This window comes from bacterium, from assembly GCA_008933615.1.
Taxonomy (GTDB): Bacteria; CLD3; CLD3; order SB21; family SB21; genus SB21.
Genome location: WBUR01000011.1, coordinates 1 through 20,106 on the forward strand (window position 1 = coordinate 1; position 20,106 = coordinate 20,106).

The window sequence follows — 20,106 nt, forward strand, 5'->3', positions numbered from 1 at the left end:
TAATGCCAGCATAAGAATCGATTTAGTTATCCTTAATAAATAAAAAAAGACAGCGTGACTATTGACTATTTACATACCAGCGAAGTCGAAGACTGATTTTACTAAACTTGGTCATGGTTCGACAAGCTTGTCCTGAGCCCTGCCGAAGGGCTCACCATGACGTATGTGAGTAAACCCGATAAGTACATAAAACAATCCAAATGATCGACCACGAACACTTCATACGTCAGACGCTCAAACTCGCGGGAAAGGGTATTGGTAAGACCGCAACTAATCCAATGGTAGGCGCTATTCTGGTGAAGCTTGAAAACGGCGAAGGACGCATTATTACCAAAGGCTATCATACGGGATACGGCAAGCCGCACGCAGAAGTGGAAGTCATCCGTCGGGCGAAACGAATGGGAGTTACCGATTTTTCAAATACGATTTTGTATGTCAATTTAGAACCCTGTTGCCATCATGGAAAGACGCCGCCGTGCACGGATCTGATCATTCAGGAAAAAATTCCGCACGTCGTTTTTGGAACGCTGGATCCTTTCAAAGCAGTTTCAGGAAAAGGCGCCGCGCAGTTGAAAGACGCGGGGATTAAAGTCGAATTCGGTTTTCTTGAAAATGATTGTATGGAACTAAACAAAGTATTTTTTAAACACATTCGCACTCAATTACCCTGGGTTACGTTGAAATTTGCGCAATCGATAGACGGCAAGATTGCGACCAGGAGCGGCGATTCTAAATGGATCAGTTCCGAAGCCTCGCGTCGGTATGTTCATCAATTGCGCACAGAATACGATGCTGTGTTGGTCGGCGCGCAGACGGTGAGCAAAGATAATCCGCAGCTGAATGTTCGCCTCGCTAAAGGCCGCGACCCGAAACGAATCATCGTCGACGGACGCCTGCGGATTCCGCTGAACGCGAATGTCGTAAAGGGCAATGACGTTTCGAACACGATCATATTGACTGCCAAAAATTCTAATCGAAAAAAAATTGATCAGTTGATAAAAAGAGGCGTTCATATATACGAATTTCCTGCAAAGAAATTTAGGTTTGATCTCAAGGCTGCGTTAAGAAAATTACTCAAAGAAGAAAAAATCGCGTCCATTCTTGCAGAAGGCGGTTCGGTCATACATGGTGAATTGCTAAAAAGCAAACTCGCGGATGATGTGATCTTAATTATTGCGCCGAAGATCATCGGAAGCGGAGTATCGTCGGTTACCGGCCAACTGACCAAGACGATCGGCAAGGCGGTGAAACTGAATTCGTTTTCGGCGAAACCCATGGATAGGGATATCGTTATACAGGCGAGGATAGTTCCATGATATTTCAAGCATCCACGGCATTGATCTTAGGATTGGGAATCGGATTTATCAATTCTATTCCGATCGGACCGATCAATGTATCGATCATTGATACCGGCTTTAAACGCGGGTTCCGTCACGCCATTATGATCGGACTTGGCGCGTTAGTCGTGGATATTTTTTATTGCGTGATCGGAATTTTCGGCGTCTCGCTGATCAAGGACTATATTGTGGAAATGTTCCAACCGCTCGGATTTCCCGTTCTGGCGCTGATCGGCGGCCGGTTGGTTTATAAAGGCTACCGTAACAAAATGGTCCAAACGTTTCATCCGCCCACGCAAAAGGAATTGACCAAGAATTTTTCTCTCGGTTTTCTGATCTATCTGACGAATCCGCTCGCCATCGGATTCTGGATCATAACCGCGGGATTTATTTTTTCGCATCGATTGATCGAGCGAAACATGCCGGATCAGGTGAGCTTTATTTCAGGTATGGCGATTGGAACGGCGGCGTGGTTTTTTTCGCTCGCAAAGATCGTTGCGTATAAACGGGCAGTGATCTCCGAAAAAACGGTGAAAAAAATTACGATGGCGACGGGAACGGTATTGATCGTATTCGGAATTTATCTCGGTTATGACTTTTTGCTGTATTTGAAGAAATGAGTTGACAATGACGGACATTGACTTACTAATTTTTGACCTCGACGGAACACTGGTTGATTCGCTGGATGATATTGTCAGTTCCGTTAATCATACCTTGCCGCAATTGGGGCTGGATATACTTTCACGCGATGAAATTCAAAGCTACGTCGGCGACGGCATTAAAATGTTGCTCATTCGAGCCGTAGGAACGCAGGCCGACGTTTCGGATGATTTAGTCGAACGCGCGCGGAAGATTTATTATGAGCATCATGAACAACACTGTCTCGATCATGTTCACATGTATCCAAACGCATTAGAGGTGATGGAACATTTCCGTTCAAAGAAAAAAGCGGTAGTGAGTAATAAATCGGAGCGATTCACCAAAAAGATTCTGGAAGGTTTGGGATTAGCTTCCTATTTAGACCTGATCATCGGCGGCGATTCATTGTCAAGCAAAAAACCTGACCCGTTGGTGATTGAACACACCGTCTCACTTCTAAAAGTTGAGAAGAGAAAAACCGTCATGATCGGCGATGGGCATCAGGACATACAATGCGGGAAATCGGCCGGAGTTATAACGTGCGGCGTGACGTACGGGTTCAAGCCCGTTGAAGACACAAAGGACGCCGATTTCAGCATCAACGATCTTATGGAACTGAAAAATATTTTTAGATAATTTAAAATATGATCACAAAGGATATTCTAAAAAAGGTTCGACGTATTGAAATCAAGACGCGCGGACTGGTCAATAATATTTTCAGCGGCGAGTACCATACGGTATTTAAAGGGCGTGGGATGTCCTTTTCTGAAGTTCGCGAATACCAGTTCGGCGACGAAGTGCGTTTCATCGACTGGAACGTTTCTGCGCGCATGGACCGGCCGTATTTAAAAGTATTTGAAGAGGAACGTGAACAGACTTTAATGGTATTGTTTGATGCGAGCGCGTCGGGAAATTTCGGCACAGTGAAGCAGACCAAAATGGAGATGATGATCGAGATGGCCGCGCTCATCGCTTTCAGCGCGATTAAGAACAATGACAAAGTCGGGCTTTTGATCTTTACCGATATTGTGGAGAAATTCATTCCCCCCAAAAAGGGCAAATCGCACGTGCTGCGGATTATTCGTGAACTTTTGACATTTAAGCCTCAGCGGAAAGCGACTAAAATTTCAGCCGCGCTCGAGTACGCCATGCACGTGCTGAATCGGCGAAGCATTGTCTTTCTGATGAGCGACTTTCTTGATGCGAATTTCGACCGGCCACTTCGCGCCGCCGCAAAAAAACACGATCTGATCGCTATTCGGATTTTTGACCGTCGCGAAATAGAATTGCCGAAGGTTGGTATCCTGACTTTGGAAGATGAGGAGACGGGAGAATTGGTTGAGTTGGATACCTCGTCTGAGGAAACGCGGCAAGCTATCGCTGTGCAAGTAACGGCACGAACAAAGACCCAAAAAGATATTTTCAGAAAAAGTAAAGTTGATCTTATCGATATGGCAACCGGAACGGATTATGTCGAAGCCCTGATCCAATTTTTCAAGAATCGGGAAAAAAGACTGCAGCGAGGCTGAAAAAAAACATTGACATAATAATATATTTGTATTAAGTTTACGGTTAAATTGAGCAATATTTCTACTCAGAATTTATTAATACTTTTTTAATACTACAAATATGATGAGGTAAAATCGTGGAACCAGTTTACGCAAGAGCCAAAGATTTACGCGAAAAAGTTGAATCGATCATGTTGAAAAAAATCGAATGGCGCATTCTTTTTTCCGTGGACGGGAAACGTTCTGTACCGGACATCGCCGCTAAAGTGGAACGCGATGAAAATTTTGTCGGGGAAATCCTTGAGAAATTGGCCGGCGATAAACTGATCACCGGCGGCGGCGCGCCTTCGGGAAGAGTTACAACCAAGGAACCCGAAGCGGAAACCAAAAAAGCGGATTCCAAAAAAGAGAAAAAGGAAACCAAGAAAAAGGAACCGGTCATTGAAGCGGAGCCGGTAAAAGAAATCAAGAAGGAAGCGCCGAAGCCAAAAGAGGAGCCTAAAGCCGTTGCGGCGCCGAAGAAAGAAGATTTTGATCTGATGTCCGCCATGACCGATTCGCCGAAAGAGGAACCTAAGAAAGTTGAAGCGAAAGCCACCGCAACCGCCAAACCTGTAGCGACCGCAGCCGGAGCGGGCGGCAAGAAAATTCTCGTTGTAGACGACAGCATTGTAATCCAAAAAATGGTCGAGATCGCATTGGAGAACGAGCATTATGCGCTGACCAGCGCGATGAAGGGCGAAGATGCCATTCGCATAGCTAAGGACCTGCAACCGAGCCTTATTCTCCTTGACATGATGCTTCCGGATATGAGCGGCCTGGAAGTTATGAAAGCGGTTCGCGAGTTGGGCGGGAGTTTTACGACAGTTCCCATCGTCGTTTTAAGCGGCAAGGATTCACCTCAGGACAAAGATACGGCGATCAATAACGGCGCCAATGATTTCCTTACGAAGCCTTTCCATGATGAGGATTTACTTTCAAAAGTGCATGAATATATTGCGAAATAAAATGATAACGAGCATAGTGAATTAACTAAGAAAACCCTAAAGTTTTGTTTAGGGTTTTTTTTCTTTACCTTACAGTTATGATCACCGATCCGAAAGCCAGAAAATTTGTAGAATTTTATTTATCCGAATTGCTCACGCATGTGAAAAGCATGAGCGAGCACCGTTATTCGCCTTTGGAATATAACCTCATTAAGAAGGTGATCATTTTTATCACGCAGCCGCGCGATCATCTTTCACAGGTTGAGAAGCTATCTTCGGTTTCCACTTTATCTGCTTTTCACGCATTTCTGCAGAAGATCATTGAAAAAGTTCAACAGCCCGATTTTAAAAAAAGCCAGATGATTTCCGTGATCGAGACCGATTCGGAAAAATTATCGCAGATTCTGGTACAGATACTACAATCGCGGGATACACTAACGCTTTTGGAATCGGAACTGGCGAAAATCGGAATTGAGATCAGCACCGAGGCGCTGCGGAATGAACCGGTCAGGATGGCCGATAAACCGTCCGAAAAACCCGCTAAAACGATTACGCCTGTAAAAGAAAAAAGCACGGCCAAACAACCTATTAAGACAAAAGAGTCTCCAAAACCACAGATACTCACCGCATCGGAATTCAAAAAAGTCGACGACATGATCGGTTTTCTTTCCACGCGCGGGAAGAGGAGCAAGCGTCATGATGACACGAAGGAAGAAACTTCTGCGGCGCGCTCATCGGCAGAGTCTCTCGCAACGGGTGGAGGCAAAGGCGAAGGCGTTGCTTCGGATACGGAAGACTTTTTCAGCGAATTTCGCACGGAATTCGCACGGCTTGAATCCGCGTTAACCCAATTGCGAACTAACTTAAGTAGAACCCGCTATATCGTTGAAGTTGCGGATTCTTTCGGCGAATTTAAACGCATTGGAAAAATATTCGAATTACCGCGTTTCAGCCGCACTATGAATGCGATGGAAAAAGCGTTGATCGATGTTGCCGATAATGCAGACGGTAAGAAAAAGGGATTGGATACGGCGTCGTTCGGTGTCATACAGGAACTGGCCGTGTTGTTAAAAGAAATTGAACTGCAAAAAACTTTTCCCCTAAACCTGTATTTATTGAATGAGATCAATGCCTGTTTGGAAAATTTTACGACATCTGCGCTGGAAGACAATACTGCTGATATGTCCGACGCGCGCGTATCTGACAGAGTCGAAGCGGTCGATGCAGAATTGATGCAATCGTCAATCGACGACGATGAAGAGAAATCCGTAAACCTTGATCTCTCCAACGTGGCTGCAGATGATTTTCAGGTTTTTAAAGATGAAGTTCGATATACGTTTGAAACGGTTCGATCGGCCGTAGAAAAACTCAAGGCCTCCGGAAGTGATCCCGATTCAATAAAGGACATCCAGCAGTCATTCCGCAGTCTTTTTACCGGCGCCAGATTGCTCCGATTTAATTTGCTAACAGGTCATTTTGAGCTGATCCTCGCGCAACTGAAAACCTGCATTACGTCGCAAAATGCCATTGCTCCGGAATTATTACATCTGATCGAAGAAACGGTAAAAAACGGCGCCGTTCTTATTCAGGGAGAAAGGGTCACCGAGGCAGAATGGAACAAAATAAAATTAAGATTAGAAAAATTCGGAACGCAAAAGGAATTACCGACCGGAGAAACGCCGGCAGAATTTATAGCGCGGCCGGTTAAAACGGCACCGACGGAAAAAACGATTGTGAAAAAGGCCGTTCAGCCGGTGAGCGATTCAGTGCTTGCCTCCAACGAAAACTGGATCAAAGAATTTCAGCCGATTCTCGAAAGCCATCCTTTTGTTGTTAAAGAAACTAAGGAAGAAAAGCCGGTTGAGTTAGCAAAAACCGCTGAAGTGAAATCCCGCGTTCCGCCAGTTCCGGTGCCGGAGATTGCAAGAGCCAAAGCAGCAGAACCTGCCGTAGTTATAAAAGCAAAAGATATTTTGGCTGAAAAAGAAAAAACGGCGGAGCCCGATCATGTTATCATTCCTACTAACCTGGTTGAACTGATGGCAGGCGGCGATGTTGACCTGAGCGATTTTGAACTGCCTTCTTTTATTGACAAATTGAATATTGAACCGCTAAATATCGCTGCTCCCAAAACAAAATCAGGTAAGAAAAAAGTTACCAAAAAAGAAACCGCTTCCATAGCCGGCAATGAAAAAACAAAAATTTCGGCTAATGAACAAACGGAGAAAGCGGTTTCGGCGCCAGGAGCAGGCCGGTTCAGCCTTGAAGAGTCTAATTTTGATACCGTAGATTTGGAGATTCTGGATATTTTTAATCAGGAGGCGGACGGTTATTTCAAAATTTTGGATAAGTCGCTTACCAAACTCGAAAGCCAAATCACCGATGAAACCGCCCTTAAGGATATTGAGCGCGTGAGTCACAGTTTGAAAAGCTCCTCCAGAATGCTGGGCCTCGCCAAAGTGAGCGGACTTGCCGGCGTGATAGAGTTGATCGCGGAGCGCTGCAACGAAAAAGAACTAGGCATGGATGCCGATCTGAGAAACATAATGCGCGTAACAGTTCAAAGCATCACGAGTTTGCTTGAACGCAAACCGGCGGACGTCAGCGGTATTATTGAATTTTTGCTGCAGCTCGAAGCGAAACTCTCTGCGCCGAATATTTTTATCGGTAACATTCCCGGCGCGCCGGCTGCCGTTTCCTCCGGCGTATTTGTTGTCCCGCCTTCCTTGAAAATAAAGGAGGCAATACCGGTTGAATCGAAGACGAAAGTGGAACCGGAAAAAGAAAAGCCAGTAGAAAAGATTGAAGTAAAAAAAGACGAGCCGGAAGAAATTAAAACGGAGTCCGCAGAAAATTATTTTGCTAAGATCGGCGTCGATGAAGAGATTGTAGAAATATTTAAGGAGGAATCGTCAACCTATTTCATGCTCATAACCAATTCTCTTGCGGCGCTGCGGGACAATCCGGCCCATGAAACGGCGATGCGCGATATAGAAAAATCAGCGCACAGCCTACGCAGTTCGGCCAAAATGCTCGGCTTTCAGAAGATCGGTAATGTGGTCAAACCGATCGAGGATGTGGCGGAACATATTAATGAAGGCACATTGGCGGTGAATGAGGAAATTGTGGACCTTTTTACAAATGCTTTGACGGCGCTGAAAAAACTTGGGGACGGCGTTGATGTGGACATTACGGACGTGGTGGAAGAATTGATGCAGCTGGAAAAAAAGGCCGACCAGGGCATAACTCCGAAACAAAAACAAAGCGCCTCAATCGCAAAACCCAAAAAGGCTAAAAAACGATCAAAATCCCAATCCGATTATTTTGAAGACATTCAGTTTGCATCCGACCCCATTTTGAAACAAGTAGATAAAGGCGCTGCAGAACTTCTCGAAGAAATGGCACATTCTGCAACGCAATAAGTCAGTTATAAAACTTCATAGATTTAAAGGCTAAACTATGCGTACTGTATTTAAGTTAATCTTGATCTGGTGCTGTTGGAGTCAGATCGCATCAGCAGCGACGTCCTCCGGTGTTCTTAAAGGCGATGAAACATGGGAAGGAGTGGTAATCATTACCGGCGACGTTACTGTGCCCGAGGGCGTTACGCTTCGCATCCGGCCGAATGCTTTAATAAAATTTGCGGCAAACCGGGACGATCAGCAGGGCGGCTATGATATAAATAAATGTGAATTGATCATCGAAGGTATGCTGCGTGCAGAAGGACAGGAAAAATATGAGATTCGTTTCACGTCGATCAATTTCAGCCTTCCAGGCCAGGAGTCTACATTGAACGCCCAACCTCAGGCGAGCGATTGGTACGGCATCATTTTCAAAAAAGGGAATAACGATAAGAGTATTGTTTCCTACAGTGTCATTGAATTTGCTTATGACGGCATCACATGCATCAATGCCTCGCCTCGTATTTTCAGAAACCGCATCGAAGGAAATTATTGGAACGGCGTCTTATGCGACATTATGTCGGCTCCTAAAATTAACAGTAACCGGATCATGAATAACGGATACGCCGGACTGAATTGTAAGATCGGATCTTCGCCCAGCGTGAGCAGTAATGAAATAAGCGGCAACCGATACGGAATACTTATACAAGACGTTTCTCAACCTGTGATCGGCGATATGCGGCTTGGCGAAAATGCAGGAAAAAATGCGATTTACGGAAACCTGGAATTCAATCTCTATAATCACACTAAGAATGTCATATATGCGCAGCGTAACGATTGGGGAGATAATACGAATGCAGATCAGATGATTCACGATGACGATGAAAACAGAAAATTTGGCCTTGTGGTGTATACACCCGTATACCGCACCGGAAGTATTTCATATTCTGAATTGCAGAGCCTGGCAAGCGCTACTGCAACGTCGGTTCCGACCGAGGCTGAAAATAAAGCGCAGAAAGAAGAACTTGAGGATTTAAAAAAGAAACTAGCCGAAAAGAAAGAACAAACGTCCAAGCAGCTGGCCTCCGCATCGGACATAACCTCGAAGGAAGAGAAAGAAAAGCTCAAAGAGGACCAAGCCAAAGAGAACGAGCGGTTAAAACTTCTTGAGGCTCAGATTAAACAGCAGGAACAGATAAAAATAGAACAGGAAAAAGCGCTGGCAGCCCAGAAAAGAGCGGAAGAAATTGAAAAGCAGAAAGCCGCCGCCGCGGTGACGGCTGAGAAAAAGGAAACAACCTCTACTTCTGCGCCAAGTTTTATTCCTACTAAAATGGCGAATGAACTTGATAACAACCCGAAACCGATACAGAAGGTTAATCCCGTAATGCCTGACCTGCCGAAAAAGGCGAAGGTGAACGGAACGGTTTCATTACGCGTCTTGGTTGGCGCTAACGGTGTACCTGAGGAGATATACGTATCAAAGAAGATAGGAAATAAGGATTTTGATCAAATGATTAATGACGAAGCGATCGCCGCGGTGAAAAAGTGGGTGTTTGAAACAGGATTATCAAATGGACAGCCTGTCAAATATTGGACGGTCGTGACGGTTCTGATGAAATAATCTTTTTTACGAAATTACCTGAAAGGTGATAATGAAATTTTCATTATCACCTTTTTTGTTTATAGGCATTATCGCGGGAGCGCCCCATTGGATATCCATAAACGGATGGTGTCAATTTGTGCCGTTGTAAGAAATGGCGGCCCGTCTCCTGGCATCCGGTCGCCATCAATTCCAGGCGCACCTTCAATCTTCTTAACTAAATAACTGTTGTCCGGAGCAAAAGGGAGTACACGTTTTAGTGATGGTTGTTCCTCGCTATTTACGCTCACAATATCGTCGTAAGCAGAAAACTGAGATAAATTCATTCCTGCTTCCGGTGAGGATCCAGCATGACAGCCTGAAGTGGCGCATTCATTGGTAAAAATATTCTGAACATTTTCCGGAACTAACGAGCCACTGCCGGTTCCTAAATTGTCAACTTGCTCCAGTTTGCCGCAAGAAAAAAAGCTATAACATAGTGTGATTATATACACAAATTTCATAGGCCTCATTCTGTTAAAAAGTTTACCACTTGAATTGCCTGTAAATATTGAATCCGAGATGTACTGCCGGATCTTTAGTAGTCAATTTATTAAATGGAACGGGTTTTGTAGAACTGCCTGGTATGTACTGCGTTGTGTGAATAGATTGGGAATTGGAAATAAGCAGCTGAAACACATGCAGCCGCACTTTATAGGCAAGGCCAAGCGACCACGTATCATAACGCCGGTCATCTGCAAAATCATTTCCTTTATATCCTCCCATCCTTGGAATATATTCGGCGGTCAAAGCAAAGTCTTTCATGAGTTGGTATTGAGCGCCCAGGCCGATCGCAAACGTTGCGCGGCTGTCTTTATAGTTTTGAAAAGTGGTATCGTTAATCTGCTTGATAATTCTTGCATTATGATTGCTTCTGAATGCAATGGATGGAGCGGCCAGAATGGAGAATCTATTATTGATCCTTGAGGCGGCAAGTAATTGGACGTTAGGTGAAAACCGGTGCTTTGCATTCACATCGCTTCGGCTGATCCAGTTGAAGCCCGTATAGATTCCAATTGACAACGGCATGTTCCCGGATTGCTGGATTGGAACATGTTTTACGGCAACTTCAACATCCTTATTTTCTCCGGAACGGCGGACCAGGATGTCTGTATTTTTGTTCAGTCCGACGGATAAATTGATACTCGTGATCGCCCCATTATCTAATCCAAAAAAACTTCCCAGTGTATTGCTTCCGCCTCCGTTGCTGACCGCAAATCGGTGCAGAATACGGAATTCGGCGGTCTTTGAACTCAATACGCGTGTCGTCGGCAGATTAATGAGTTGTGTGGCGAGAAAGGCTTCTGAACTTTCATTGGAAGAAGGTGAGATTTCGGAATTGGATTCTGCTATTTCTCCCCAGATGTTTGTTGGAAATGACTGAATCCAGTTTTCGATAACGTTAATCTCGTCCTTCGATAATTTCTCATCGTCCAGGGGCATACCTTCGTCTTTGAATGGAAGCTGTTCTTGATCGCGGATTATTTTTCGGTAGAGATAACTGTCACTGACGTTGTTAGGCATGATGCGCTTGAGAGAAGGATCTTCAATACTGGCGTTATTGACCAGATTTCTGTAACTGTATCCGGCTTCAAGTGAGAGTCCCATCGGGGCTTGTTCTGAACTGTGACAGGATACGCATTTTGCGTTAAAGACCGCCTGTACTTTCGCAAATTTTTCAAAATGCGCCTGATCCTGGGCGGCAATACTTTTACTCAGGTTCATCATGATTGCTAATAGGAACCATCCGAGAAGATACTTATTCATAGATCTATTTCCTGGTTAGTCTAATACCTGAGTAGGGCTCCGATGTTGCCCATGATCTTTAATCGGGAATTGTCCGATGTGTTTTCTACCTTGCAGCCCTGCATAAAGGCAAAAGTGATAGCTTCTTCTATAACATCATCAAGGTCATGGGCTTTACCGGAGCAGATCGGACAAGTATCTTTGGGACCCTTTTCTTCGGGAACTCCGATAAAAAAACATTGGTGACAAACAAAACCGGGAGCTTTGTAGCTTTTGGCGACAATGAGTGTATTCACACCGCCCCGACGCAGTGATTGTAACGTGGGCTGTAAACCGAATATTCCTTTACCGCCGGCAGTATTCGCTTCGCCTTTGAGTTTATCTATTAGTTCAGTTTCGTACTTCTTTTCAGCCGCCTGGGCAACTTCCTGCGATTTTTTTAGTATGTCGTTCAGAGGCGCTTCCGGTTCAACCACAATGTGGCCGACGATTTTTTTGCGCGTGGATGAAGTAAGAGTGGATTCAAATTGTGATATAATATTTTGCCTGCCGCCGATGATCAGGCGCGTCATATCCTCCTCTTCGATGAGTTTTTCTGTCTGTGCCGCCACATGATTAAAATGCTTCTGCACCATTTCGTCGTGGGCGCGATTAATGTTTCTTTCCTGAGTCCCCTCAATGCCGCCGTATTTTATTTTCGGCAAGACGTCATTGTGGATGCTGAGGTATTCCTTGACAAACCCGAGCGTCACGTTCAGAATTTTCGCTTTGGCGCTGTCAACAAGCACAATACCGTAACTGCGATGCTCGCATATCAATTCGCTCAACGTTCGTATGTAGGGATCATAGTCGGCATTCAAATGGTTGGAAACCGCCTGTGGAAGTTCCAAAAGTTCCCAAAAATTATTGGCGCTGCAAGAAAAAATGGCCAAACCTTTATGATGGTCGTTGTGAAGAAAGTCGTGATGGACAAAATGTTCAATTTTCGAAAAGTCGTTTTCAAGGGAGAGAACCTGCTCGCGGGCTAATTTTTTTTCATGCTTTATTTTGTCTAATCCCTGACGCCGGTCTTTGATCATATCTTTTAAGGCAATCTTATGATTATTATTTTTGTCGAGATGAAGATACATCGATGTAATAAAATAATCTTTACTGCCCATTTTCGACAGCCGTTCGATCGTTTTTTGATTCAGCATGGGGTCTCCTTTCTTAAAACCGGTAAGGTTATTTATTTAACGGATAAGAAGCAGAATATGCAGGATAATACACAGAAATTATATAAATCATAATGAAAGAACATGCGTTAAACATTTTGAGCCATGATAGGAATCTCGTCGTTCAAGTTCTTCCTGTATCCATTTTGCCATTTCATTTCCGTTTGTTAACCATTTAGGCGCTATCAACATATCCTTAGGGGCATCGCCATACAAACGCTGGATGCCGATGCGCGGCGAGAGGCGTTCGACAAAATCGGCGGCGAGTTGTATGTATTCGTCCCTCTCGAATATATGGAATGGATCAGAATGATAAATAGAGGCCAGTGCGGTTTTTTCAACTATATGGAGATTATGAATCTTGATAAAATCAATGGGAAGTTCAGAAAGCGCATCGGCCATCGCGATCATTTCTTCGCGCGTTTCTGTGGGGAATCCAAGAATGATGTGTGCGGAGATGTCTATGTTTCTACCGGCAGTCGAATTTACGGTATTAACAAAACACCGGTAATCATGCGCGCGATTGACCCATTGCAAAGTTCGGTCATAAACGGATTCACAACCGTATTCAATACTGACATAATGTTTTTGAGCGATACTTTCAAGCAGAGCAAGCTTTTCATCGTCTACGCAATCGGGCCTTGTTCCAATGGCCAGCCCCATAATATCAGGATGCGAAAGCGCCTCTTGGTAAAGCGACTCAAGTTCATTCACCGGAGCGTAGGTATTGCTGTAGGACTGAAAATAAGCAAGAAACCGGTCAGTATGAAAACGTTTTTTGAGGAAGGGAAGCTGACTATCGATCTGATTCTGTACGGGCACAGACGGTTTAAGATAGACCTTTGCACGGAATAATTGGGACGCCGGGCTGAATCCATCGTTATTGCAGTAAGTACATCCGCCGCTGGCAATGGTGCCGTCGCGGTTGGGGCAGGTAAATCCAGCATCGATGGTCACGCGATGAATACGGTGGCCGAAACGCCATTGAATGTACTGATTGTAAGTAAAAAACCGCCGATCCGGGCGAATGAACGGATGTTCATCTAAACTCAACCATGATCGTTTGTCGATCGTAGCGGGGGAATAGATCATTAAGTTTCTATTTGGTGTGGGTAATCAATAACAATATACTGAACGATAATGGGAAAATCAAGTTGCGTTAAATTGAAAATGATGAGTGGAGAAATGTTCGAAAACAGGCTAGTAAAGTTACTTTTTCTTTAAGGTCTTGATCATGATGAGGTGGATGGACACGCCAACGGCAATGAGGATAAGAATAATGTCTACATACCAGGGAGTTTTAGCTGCGTATATAGAAAACAGAATGGTTATCCAAAGAAGCGAGATCGAAAAAATCTTGGCGGAGACGGGTGTGCCTTGATTTTCTTTGTAATTTTTTATATAACTGCCGAAGTATCTGTTATGCATGAGCCAATGGTAAAATCGCGGCGAACTGCGCGCATAACAGGTTGCGGCCAAAAGAAGAAATACAGTTGTCGGAACAAGCGGGAGGATAGCGCCGATAATGCCTAAGCCAACAAACGCATGTCCCGCAAAAGTCAGCGCCATACGGTTGATGCGGCCTGCCGGTTTATTAGTGTTTTGCTCTATGTCCATTTCTCACCTTGATTAACTCACTAAGGCACGGTAGTTTAAGCTAATTTATATGTTAATTTGTGAATCGCAAGTAACAACATGATTATTTAGTATAAGGCGTTATAAAACCGCCATCTACTTGACTTCGCTCATGAGCGCAAGAAGGTTTTTATCGGGATCCCGAAAAAAAGCCATCCAAAGTTCATGGTCCGGCATCTTTGCGATCATGTGAGGCTTAGTTTCAAAAATAACACCTCGTGTAGAAAGCGTTTCAAATGATTGTACTATATCGTCTACCTTATAATAAATAACAGATCCGTGTCCGGCATTATCCTTGGCCGGTTCATCCAGCATGAGGCGAACTCCACCGCAATCGAAGAAGCCCAATCCCGGCGGCGCCTTGAAAAGGAAACGCATTCCCAAAATGTCACGGTAAAATACGATCGCTCTTTCAATATCAGTGACCGGAACGGCAATTTGTCCGATTTGATTAAGACCGCTATTCGCCGGTAAGGTATTACTCATTATGGATCTTTTCTAACAATGTTAAGATTCGATTTCAAAAAATTCATTTTCATTCTGCATAATGTTGTTATGACTACTTATCTGGGTTTTCAACTGAATACCAGTCAACTTTTCGTGTCAAATACATGACTATGGCCATTATAGTCAGAAGTCCCAAACTGCCAATCAACAAGGCATAGTCCTCATTTTGCAAGACGATGTAGAGAAACACATATATTAAACAAAGAACCGTAGCTATAACAACGGCTGTTTTACGCTGTGCAGCGATCGCCATTGAGTAAAGTCCGATAAGAACAATAATTGAAGTCGCCGAGATGAAATAGGCGGAGTCAAATCCAAAATGCTCCGAAAGTGCAATAAGGAGTAGATAAAATAGGACAAGGCATAGGCCGGCAAGCGAATAGTGAATAGGATGCAGGGTTTCTTTCGAAAGAACTTCGGATAGAAAAAACGCTAAAAATGTAAGAGAGACTATAAGTATAGCATATTTGGCGGTACGTAGTGTTTTTTGATATTCATCGACGGAACGCAGTAGTCTCACGCCGAAAACGGATTCAGTTATGTCATAGCGTTTGTTCAACCAAAATTGCGGAAAGTTGCGGTTGAGTTCCAGTACATTCCAATTGCAAGAAAAACCTGAATCACTCAGTGATCGGGAGTCGGGAAGGAAGGCGCCGGTAAAACTGGGGCTTGGCCACGATGACTTCAGGTTTATGGTAGTTTGCCTTCCAAGCGGGCAGAACTGTATTTCTGAGCTTCCATTGAGATTGAGTGAAGATGAAAACGAGTAGTTCTTGGTTGTATTGTCCAGTTTGGGAAGTATAGTAATTCCGGAAGAAACAATGTCAGGAAATCGAACTCCTGCGCTGGCGGAATACGCTTGTTCACCAATGACCATTTGCACATTCTCCTTAATCCCGCGAGGGTCAGAAATTCCAATCGTTATGGTAGCGTCGTTCCAAATAGCCGTGTAACCCTTCCGCAAGAAAGAGGAGATAATTTCTAAATTGAATCCTCCCGATAAAGACAGCCGGCTATTATACAGGATCACTTCGTAAATGCCGCGCGCTCTTGTTTCTGTCGAGAGCTGCCCCTCTATTGCCAATGAATCAGGCAAGATGTGCAGATGCTCAATTAATGGAATTTCTTTTCCTTTTTCGTCCTGAACGAAATGTCTGATGGGGATTGTTAAGATAGGGCCGCTAATTATTTGAGGCAGTCCCCATTTTTCGCTGACTTCATGAATGGCCGAATCTCGGCGTTCGCTGCGTTCTTTAATCAATGATTCCACAATGGCTGCTGGAATTAATAACAAGAGAGTCAAAAAAGCTATGATAGCCATGCGAAGCAATATCGACGATTTTAGAAAACTTCTAGACATCTACTCCTCCTGGTTATTGGCTCACAACATAACAAACTAGACCATCTGTTTCTCGCGAACTTTTTCTTTACCTACCTATCTTCCCCTGAATAAATTTACATGCGAGGTCCACGTCGTATTGACTCCCGATGATCAAAGGTACGCGCTGATGCAGATCGGTCGGATCAATCTCCAAAATACGGCGATGGCCGTCGGATGCAAGGCCGCCGGCGTGCTCGATAAGCATAGCAAGCGGATTGGCCTCGTACAGTAGTCGCAGTTTCCCTTCTGGATTGGTTTTGTCTTCCGGATACAAGAAAATGCCTCCGTACAATAAGTTACGGTGAAAATCGGCGACCAGCGAACCGATGTAACGGGAGGAGTAGGGTCTTTTATCAGTGCCGTTGTCTTCTTTCAGATAGCTGATGTAGCGGCGGACGCCGTCATTCCACTTATTGGAATTGCCTTCGTTGATACTGTACATCTTGCCGCGCTTGGGCGTCTGTATATGCTCGTGGGAAAGTATGAATTCACCTAAACCCGGATCAAGTGTGAATCCGTGAACGCCCTGCCCGGCCGTGTACACGAACATGGTACTGGATCCGTAGATGATATACCCAGCGGCAACCTGCTGTATGCCTCGCTGACGGCACATATCCGTTTCGCTTACGTTGGCGTTGGGATATTTGCGGAGAATGGAGAATATCGTTCCGACGCTGACATTGGCGTCGATATTGGATGAACCATCGAGCGGATCGAAGTTGATAATATATTTTCCGCCGGGTATGGTGTCCTTTAAGCTGAGTGGATGTTCCATTTCTTCCGATCCCAACATGTAGATTTCGCCGCGACCGCCGGAAATAATATTGACAAGAGTATCGTGGGAAAATATATCCAGTTTCTTTACCGCTTCGCCGTGTACATTCTCCGTTCCGGTCAAACCCAGCACATCAACCAACCCGGCGCGATTCACTTCGTGCCCGATGATTTTGCCGGCCAGCGCAATATCCGTAAGCAATCCGGACAATTCACCGGTTGCTTCCGGGTGCGTACGCTCCATGTCAATGATGTGGCGGTCGATCGTTTTGAAGCTCATAGGTTTTCCTGTGCGATTTTATTGTGAACTTGTTAAAAATAATTTATGTGCTTATCCGCTTTACTCACATACGTCATGGTGAGCGGAGTCGAACCATGACAAAGTATAGTAAAATCAGCCTTCGACTGCGATCAGGCTGAACTTATCTTTTCCATTTGTGAGTCAACCGGATATGCACAATAATTTATAAGCGCCATACTTTAGATCCGCATCGACTTGATAGAAATCTTTGGCGAACTTACCATACGATGTAAAAAAAAAACTAATATCCCTGAGAGGGACCGGATTTTCCGCTGACGATCTTGACACTGGCGCTGGCGCCGATGCGGGTAGCCCCCGACTCGACCATTTGTACGACGTCCTCGTAGGTGCGAACGCCGCCGGAGGCCTTCACGCCTATCTGAGTGCCTACCACTTTTCGCATGAGAGCAATATCTGCCGCAGTTGCGCCGCCCTTGCTGAATCCCGTTGATGTCTTCACGTAGGCCGCGCCGGCTTCTTTGGCGAGCAAACACGCTTTTATTTTTTCTTCGTCGGTGAGCAGGCAGGTTTCGATGATTACCTTGACCGGGCGTCGTCCGGCATTACGAACGACCTCCTGAATATCTTTTTTGACCAAATCATATTCGCGAGATTTGAGCCAGCCGACGTTGATGACCATGTCAATTTCCTGCGCGCCCTGCGCAACGGCCGTTTGTGTTTCGAATCCCTTAGATTGGCTGCTGGTAGCTCCGAGCGGGAAGCCGACCACCGTGCATACAAGTACGCCGCTTTTATGAAGTTTTTGCGCGCAGCGTTTGACCCAGCCGGGATTGACACAGACAGAAGCGAAACAGTACATGCGCGCTTCATCGCATAACTGGTCAATTTCCTGCTTTGTTGCTTCGGGTTTGAGTAATGTATGATCGATCAAACGTGCGATCTGCTGTTTGGCCGGACTGATCCCGAGGCTCGAGGAAATACGGCACGCGCCGCATTCGATCATCTGGTCGGCGACCTCGGGATGTTTGGAGACGATGCAGTGACAGCTGTCGGAACGTTTACAATCGGTGTTGGTGCATGTCTCGCAAGTGGTCTCATCGGACGGCATCTTGATAGCGGCGGCGGATTTCAGATCGGTAATGATTTTTTCAATTTGATCGGAAAGCATTTTTTCTGTGTAGAAATTCATAGTTTTTTATTTTTAATTAAAATGTTTTTTCAAAATGCTGATCGTATGATCGATATCGTCCATGGAAACATCGAGGTGCGTGACGAAACGAATTTTAACGTCGCTGAACGGAATGGCTAGAATGCCCTGCAATTTTAATTTATCAATAATAGCATAAGAAGTACCGGTTTTAACGCTAAAGATCACAATGTTGGTTTGCACGGTGGGCAAGTCTATCGTAAATGATTTTAATTCCGAAATAGACTCGGCAAGTTTTCTTGCCTTGAGATGATCTTCGCGTAGTTTATCAACGTTATGCCGAAGCGCATACAAGCCGGCCGCCGCAAGAATTCCAACCTGACGCATTCCGCCGCCGAATGCTTTTCTGAAATAACGCGCTTTGTCGATAAACGGCTTTGTTCCAACTAAAACAGAACCTACCGGCGCGCCTAACCCCTTGGACAAGCAGATTGAAATAGAATCAAAATATTTTCCGTATTCCAGAGGTTTGATATTCGCTGCGACGCATGCATTCATTACGCGCGCCCCATCGAGGTGAAGCGGGATATTCCGCCGACGCGCGACGTCCGCTATTTTCTTAATTTCCTCAATCGGATAAATCGTTCCGCCTGCGCGGTTATGCGTATTCTCCAGCGCAATAAGTCCGGTTGGCGCAGCGTGAATATCGTCTAGATTATTGACGGATCGGTCGATCTGATCTGCAGATAGCACGCCGTTTGTTCCGGGTATAATTTTTGTGATCACGCCGGATAACATACCCGCGGCGCCCGCTTCGTATTTGAAAATATGCGCATCGGCTTCAAGGATGATCTCATTGCCGGGCTGGGTGTGCGTTTTGACGGCAAGCTGATTACCCATGGTTCCGCTCGGAATAAAGAGGCCGGCCTCTTTATCAAACATTCTGGCAACCACCTGCTGCAGTTCATTGACAGTCGGGTCTTCGCCGAAGACATCATCGCCGACTTCTGCGGCGGACATGGCCGCGCGCATTTCGGGTGAGGGTTTTGTAACTGTATCGCTTCTAAGGTCAATTGTTTTCATGAACGGCCGTTTGAGGTGCTGAATTCGTTATATGCATAACGAACTTAACGGTTTAAGGTTATTATTTCAACGAAAATTTAGCTTTTATATTAAAATCGAATTATTCAAATTGTGTTTTAGCAAGCATATCGCTACCTGAACTTAAAACATAAGCGTCTTATGAAAAGTGTCGTCATCGGCCTGACAGGCGGTATCGGCTGCGGGAAAACGGAAGTCGCTAAGATATTTCAGCAGCTTGGCGCAAAGATCATTGATGCAGACGAGATCGGTAAATCAGTGGTCGAAACTCAGCCGAACGTCCTGACGGAAATAGTGCATGTTTTCGGACGGAAATTTGTTGACACAGACGGAACATTAAAACGAAAAGAACTGGGCCGTTTCGTATTCGCTGATGAAGAAAAAAAGAGGCAGTTGAACAGGATCGTTCACCCTCATTTGTTTAAGCGTGTGAAGCAAGAGATCGAAGTGGCGCAAAATGCAGGTTACAAAGTTATTGTGGTTGATGCCGCGCTCATATACGAAACCGGCATTGAAAATATCTTTGACAAGGTGATCGTAGTTAATTCAGATCTTAAAAATCGCATAGAACGAATAAAGCAGCGCGACCAATTGACCGAAGATGAAATCAATCATCGGATTGCATCCCAAATGCCCTTAGAAGAAAAGGCCCGCCGCGCAAATATAGTGATTACTAATAACGGCTCCGTGGAATCTCTGAAAGAAGCGGCCGAAAAGATTTTCAGGACTTTTTTTGATTAACGATTGAATCTTTACATTTGAGAATTTTAGACCGCAAGATAACCTTGCTTAAAAAAAATTAATTTTCTACTTTGCCAAACCTTTT

18 protein-coding genes are annotated in these 20,106 nt (G+C 44.9%); 8 read left to right on the forward strand and 10 right to left on the reverse strand.

Going from position 1 to position 20,106, the window contains the following annotated elements; translation table 11 throughout:
- Window positions 1-200 precede the first annotated feature (200 nt).
- The 7 genes from ribD (at window position 201) to F9K33_05570 (ending at window position 9,495) form a co-directional block, all read left to right on the forward strand.
- A complete protein-coding gene (ribD, locus tag F9K33_05540) occupies window positions 201-1,316 on the forward strand; it encodes a bifunctional diaminohydroxyphosphoribosylaminopyrimidine deaminase/5-amino-6-(5-phosphoribosylamino)uracil reductase RibD (protein KAB2880270.1) in 1,116 nt (371 codons plus the stop codon).
- Window positions 1,313-1,957 carry a hypothetical protein gene (locus tag F9K33_05545; GenBank protein KAB2880271.1) on the forward strand — a complete coding sequence of 215 codons (645 nt, stop codon included), beginning with the start codon at window positions 1,313-1,315 and terminating at the stop codon, window positions 1,955-1,957. Before ribD ends, F9K33_05545 begins: the two co-directional genes overlap by 4 nt.
- A 7-nt stretch (window positions 1,958-1,964) precedes the next feature.
- The gene (locus tag F9K33_05550) at window positions 1,965-2,612 is read left to right on the forward strand and encodes an HAD-IA family hydrolase (GenBank protein ID KAB2880272.1); all 648 of its coding nucleotides are present in this window, start codon (window positions 1,965-1,967) and stop codon (window positions 2,610-2,612) included.
- Window positions 2,613-2,620: 8 nt separating this feature from the next.
- Window positions 2,621-3,505: a DUF58 domain-containing protein gene (locus F9K33_05555; protein KAB2880273.1), complete on the forward strand. Its 885-nt coding sequence runs from the start codon at window positions 2,621-2,623 to the stop codon at window positions 3,503-3,505.
- Between the two features lie 116 nt (window positions 3,506-3,621).
- On the forward strand, window positions 3,622-4,491 hold the full coding sequence (locus F9K33_05560; GenBank protein KAB2880274.1) for a response regulator: 870 nt from the start codon (window positions 3,622-3,624) through the stop codon (window positions 4,489-4,491).
- A gap of 77 nt (window positions 4,492-4,568) precedes the next feature.
- Window positions 4,569-7,892, forward strand: coding sequence for a hypothetical protein (locus F9K33_05565; protein KAB2880275.1), 3,324 nt, complete (start codon window positions 4,569-4,571; stop codon window positions 7,890-7,892).
- 37 nt (window positions 7,893-7,929) lie between these two features.
- Entirely contained in the window at window positions 7,930-9,495 is a 1,566-nt protein-coding gene (locus F9K33_05570; GenBank protein KAB2880276.1) for a hypothetical protein, read from the forward strand.
- Window positions 9,496-9,563: 68 nt separating this feature from the next.
- Here F9K33_05570 and F9K33_05575 read toward each other — a convergent pair whose 3' ends face one another.
- The 10 genes from F9K33_05575 to ltaE form a co-directional block, all read right to left on the reverse strand.
- Complete coding sequence (locus tag F9K33_05575; GenBank protein ID KAB2880277.1) at window positions 9,564-9,977, reverse strand: hypothetical protein; 414 nt, start codon at window positions 9,975-9,977, stop codon at window positions 9,564-9,566.
- 22 nt (window positions 9,978-9,999) lie between these two features.
- Entirely contained in the window at window positions 10,000-11,280 is a 1,281-nt protein-coding gene (locus tag F9K33_05580; GenBank protein ID KAB2880278.1) for a hypothetical protein, read from the reverse strand.
- Window positions 11,281-11,300: 20 nt separating this feature from the next.
- Window positions 11,301-12,455: a hypothetical protein gene (locus F9K33_05585; protein KAB2880279.1), complete on the reverse strand. Its 1,155-nt coding sequence runs from the start codon at window positions 12,453-12,455 to the stop codon at window positions 11,301-11,303.
- An 87-nt stretch (window positions 12,456-12,542) separates the two neighbouring features.
- Window positions 12,543-13,565, reverse strand: coding sequence for a TIGR01212 family radical SAM protein (locus tag F9K33_05590; GenBank protein ID KAB2880280.1), 1,023 nt, complete (start codon window positions 13,563-13,565; stop codon window positions 12,543-12,545).
- Window positions 13,566-13,682: 117 nt separating this feature from the next.
- A complete protein-coding gene (locus tag F9K33_05595; GenBank protein ID KAB2880281.1) occupies window positions 13,683-14,090 on the reverse strand; it encodes a DUF454 domain-containing protein in 408 nt (135 codons plus the stop codon).
- Window positions 14,091-14,204: 114 nt separating this feature from the next.
- A complete protein-coding gene (locus F9K33_05600) occupies window positions 14,205-14,594 on the reverse strand; it encodes a VOC family protein (GenBank protein ID KAB2880282.1) in 390 nt (129 codons plus the stop codon).
- A gap of 73 nt (window positions 14,595-14,667) precedes the next feature.
- The gene (gene creD, locus F9K33_05605; protein KAB2880283.1) at window positions 14,668-15,975 is read right to left on the reverse strand and encodes a cell envelope integrity protein CreD; all 1,308 of its coding nucleotides are present in this window, start codon (window positions 15,973-15,975) and stop codon (window positions 14,668-14,670) included.
- 67 nt (window positions 15,976-16,042) lie between these two features.
- Window positions 16,043-17,050 (reverse strand): class 1 fructose-bisphosphatase, encoded by a 1,008-nt coding sequence (locus tag F9K33_05610; protein ID KAB2880284.1) that lies wholly within the window; start codon window positions 17,048-17,050, stop codon window positions 16,043-16,045.
- A 262-nt stretch (window positions 17,051-17,312) separates the two neighbouring features.
- On the reverse strand, window positions 17,313-18,035 hold the full coding sequence (gene deoC / locus F9K33_05615; protein ID KAB2880348.1) for a deoxyribose-phosphate aldolase: 723 nt from the start codon (window positions 18,033-18,035) through the stop codon (window positions 17,313-17,315).
- Between the two features lie 198 nt (window positions 18,036-18,233).
- Window positions 18,234-19,262, reverse strand: a complete 1,029-nt coding sequence (gene ltaE / locus F9K33_05620) for a low-specificity L-threonine aldolase (protein KAB2880285.1) — start codon at window positions 19,260-19,262, stop codon at window positions 18,234-18,236.
- Window positions 19,263-19,421: 159 nt separating this feature from the next.
- Between ltaE and F9K33_05625 the strand changes: the two genes are divergently transcribed.
- Complete coding sequence (locus F9K33_05625) at window positions 19,422-20,021, forward strand: dephospho-CoA kinase (protein KAB2880286.1); 600 nt, start codon at window positions 19,422-19,424, stop codon at window positions 20,019-20,021.
- Window positions 20,022-20,106: the final 85 nt, after the last annotated feature.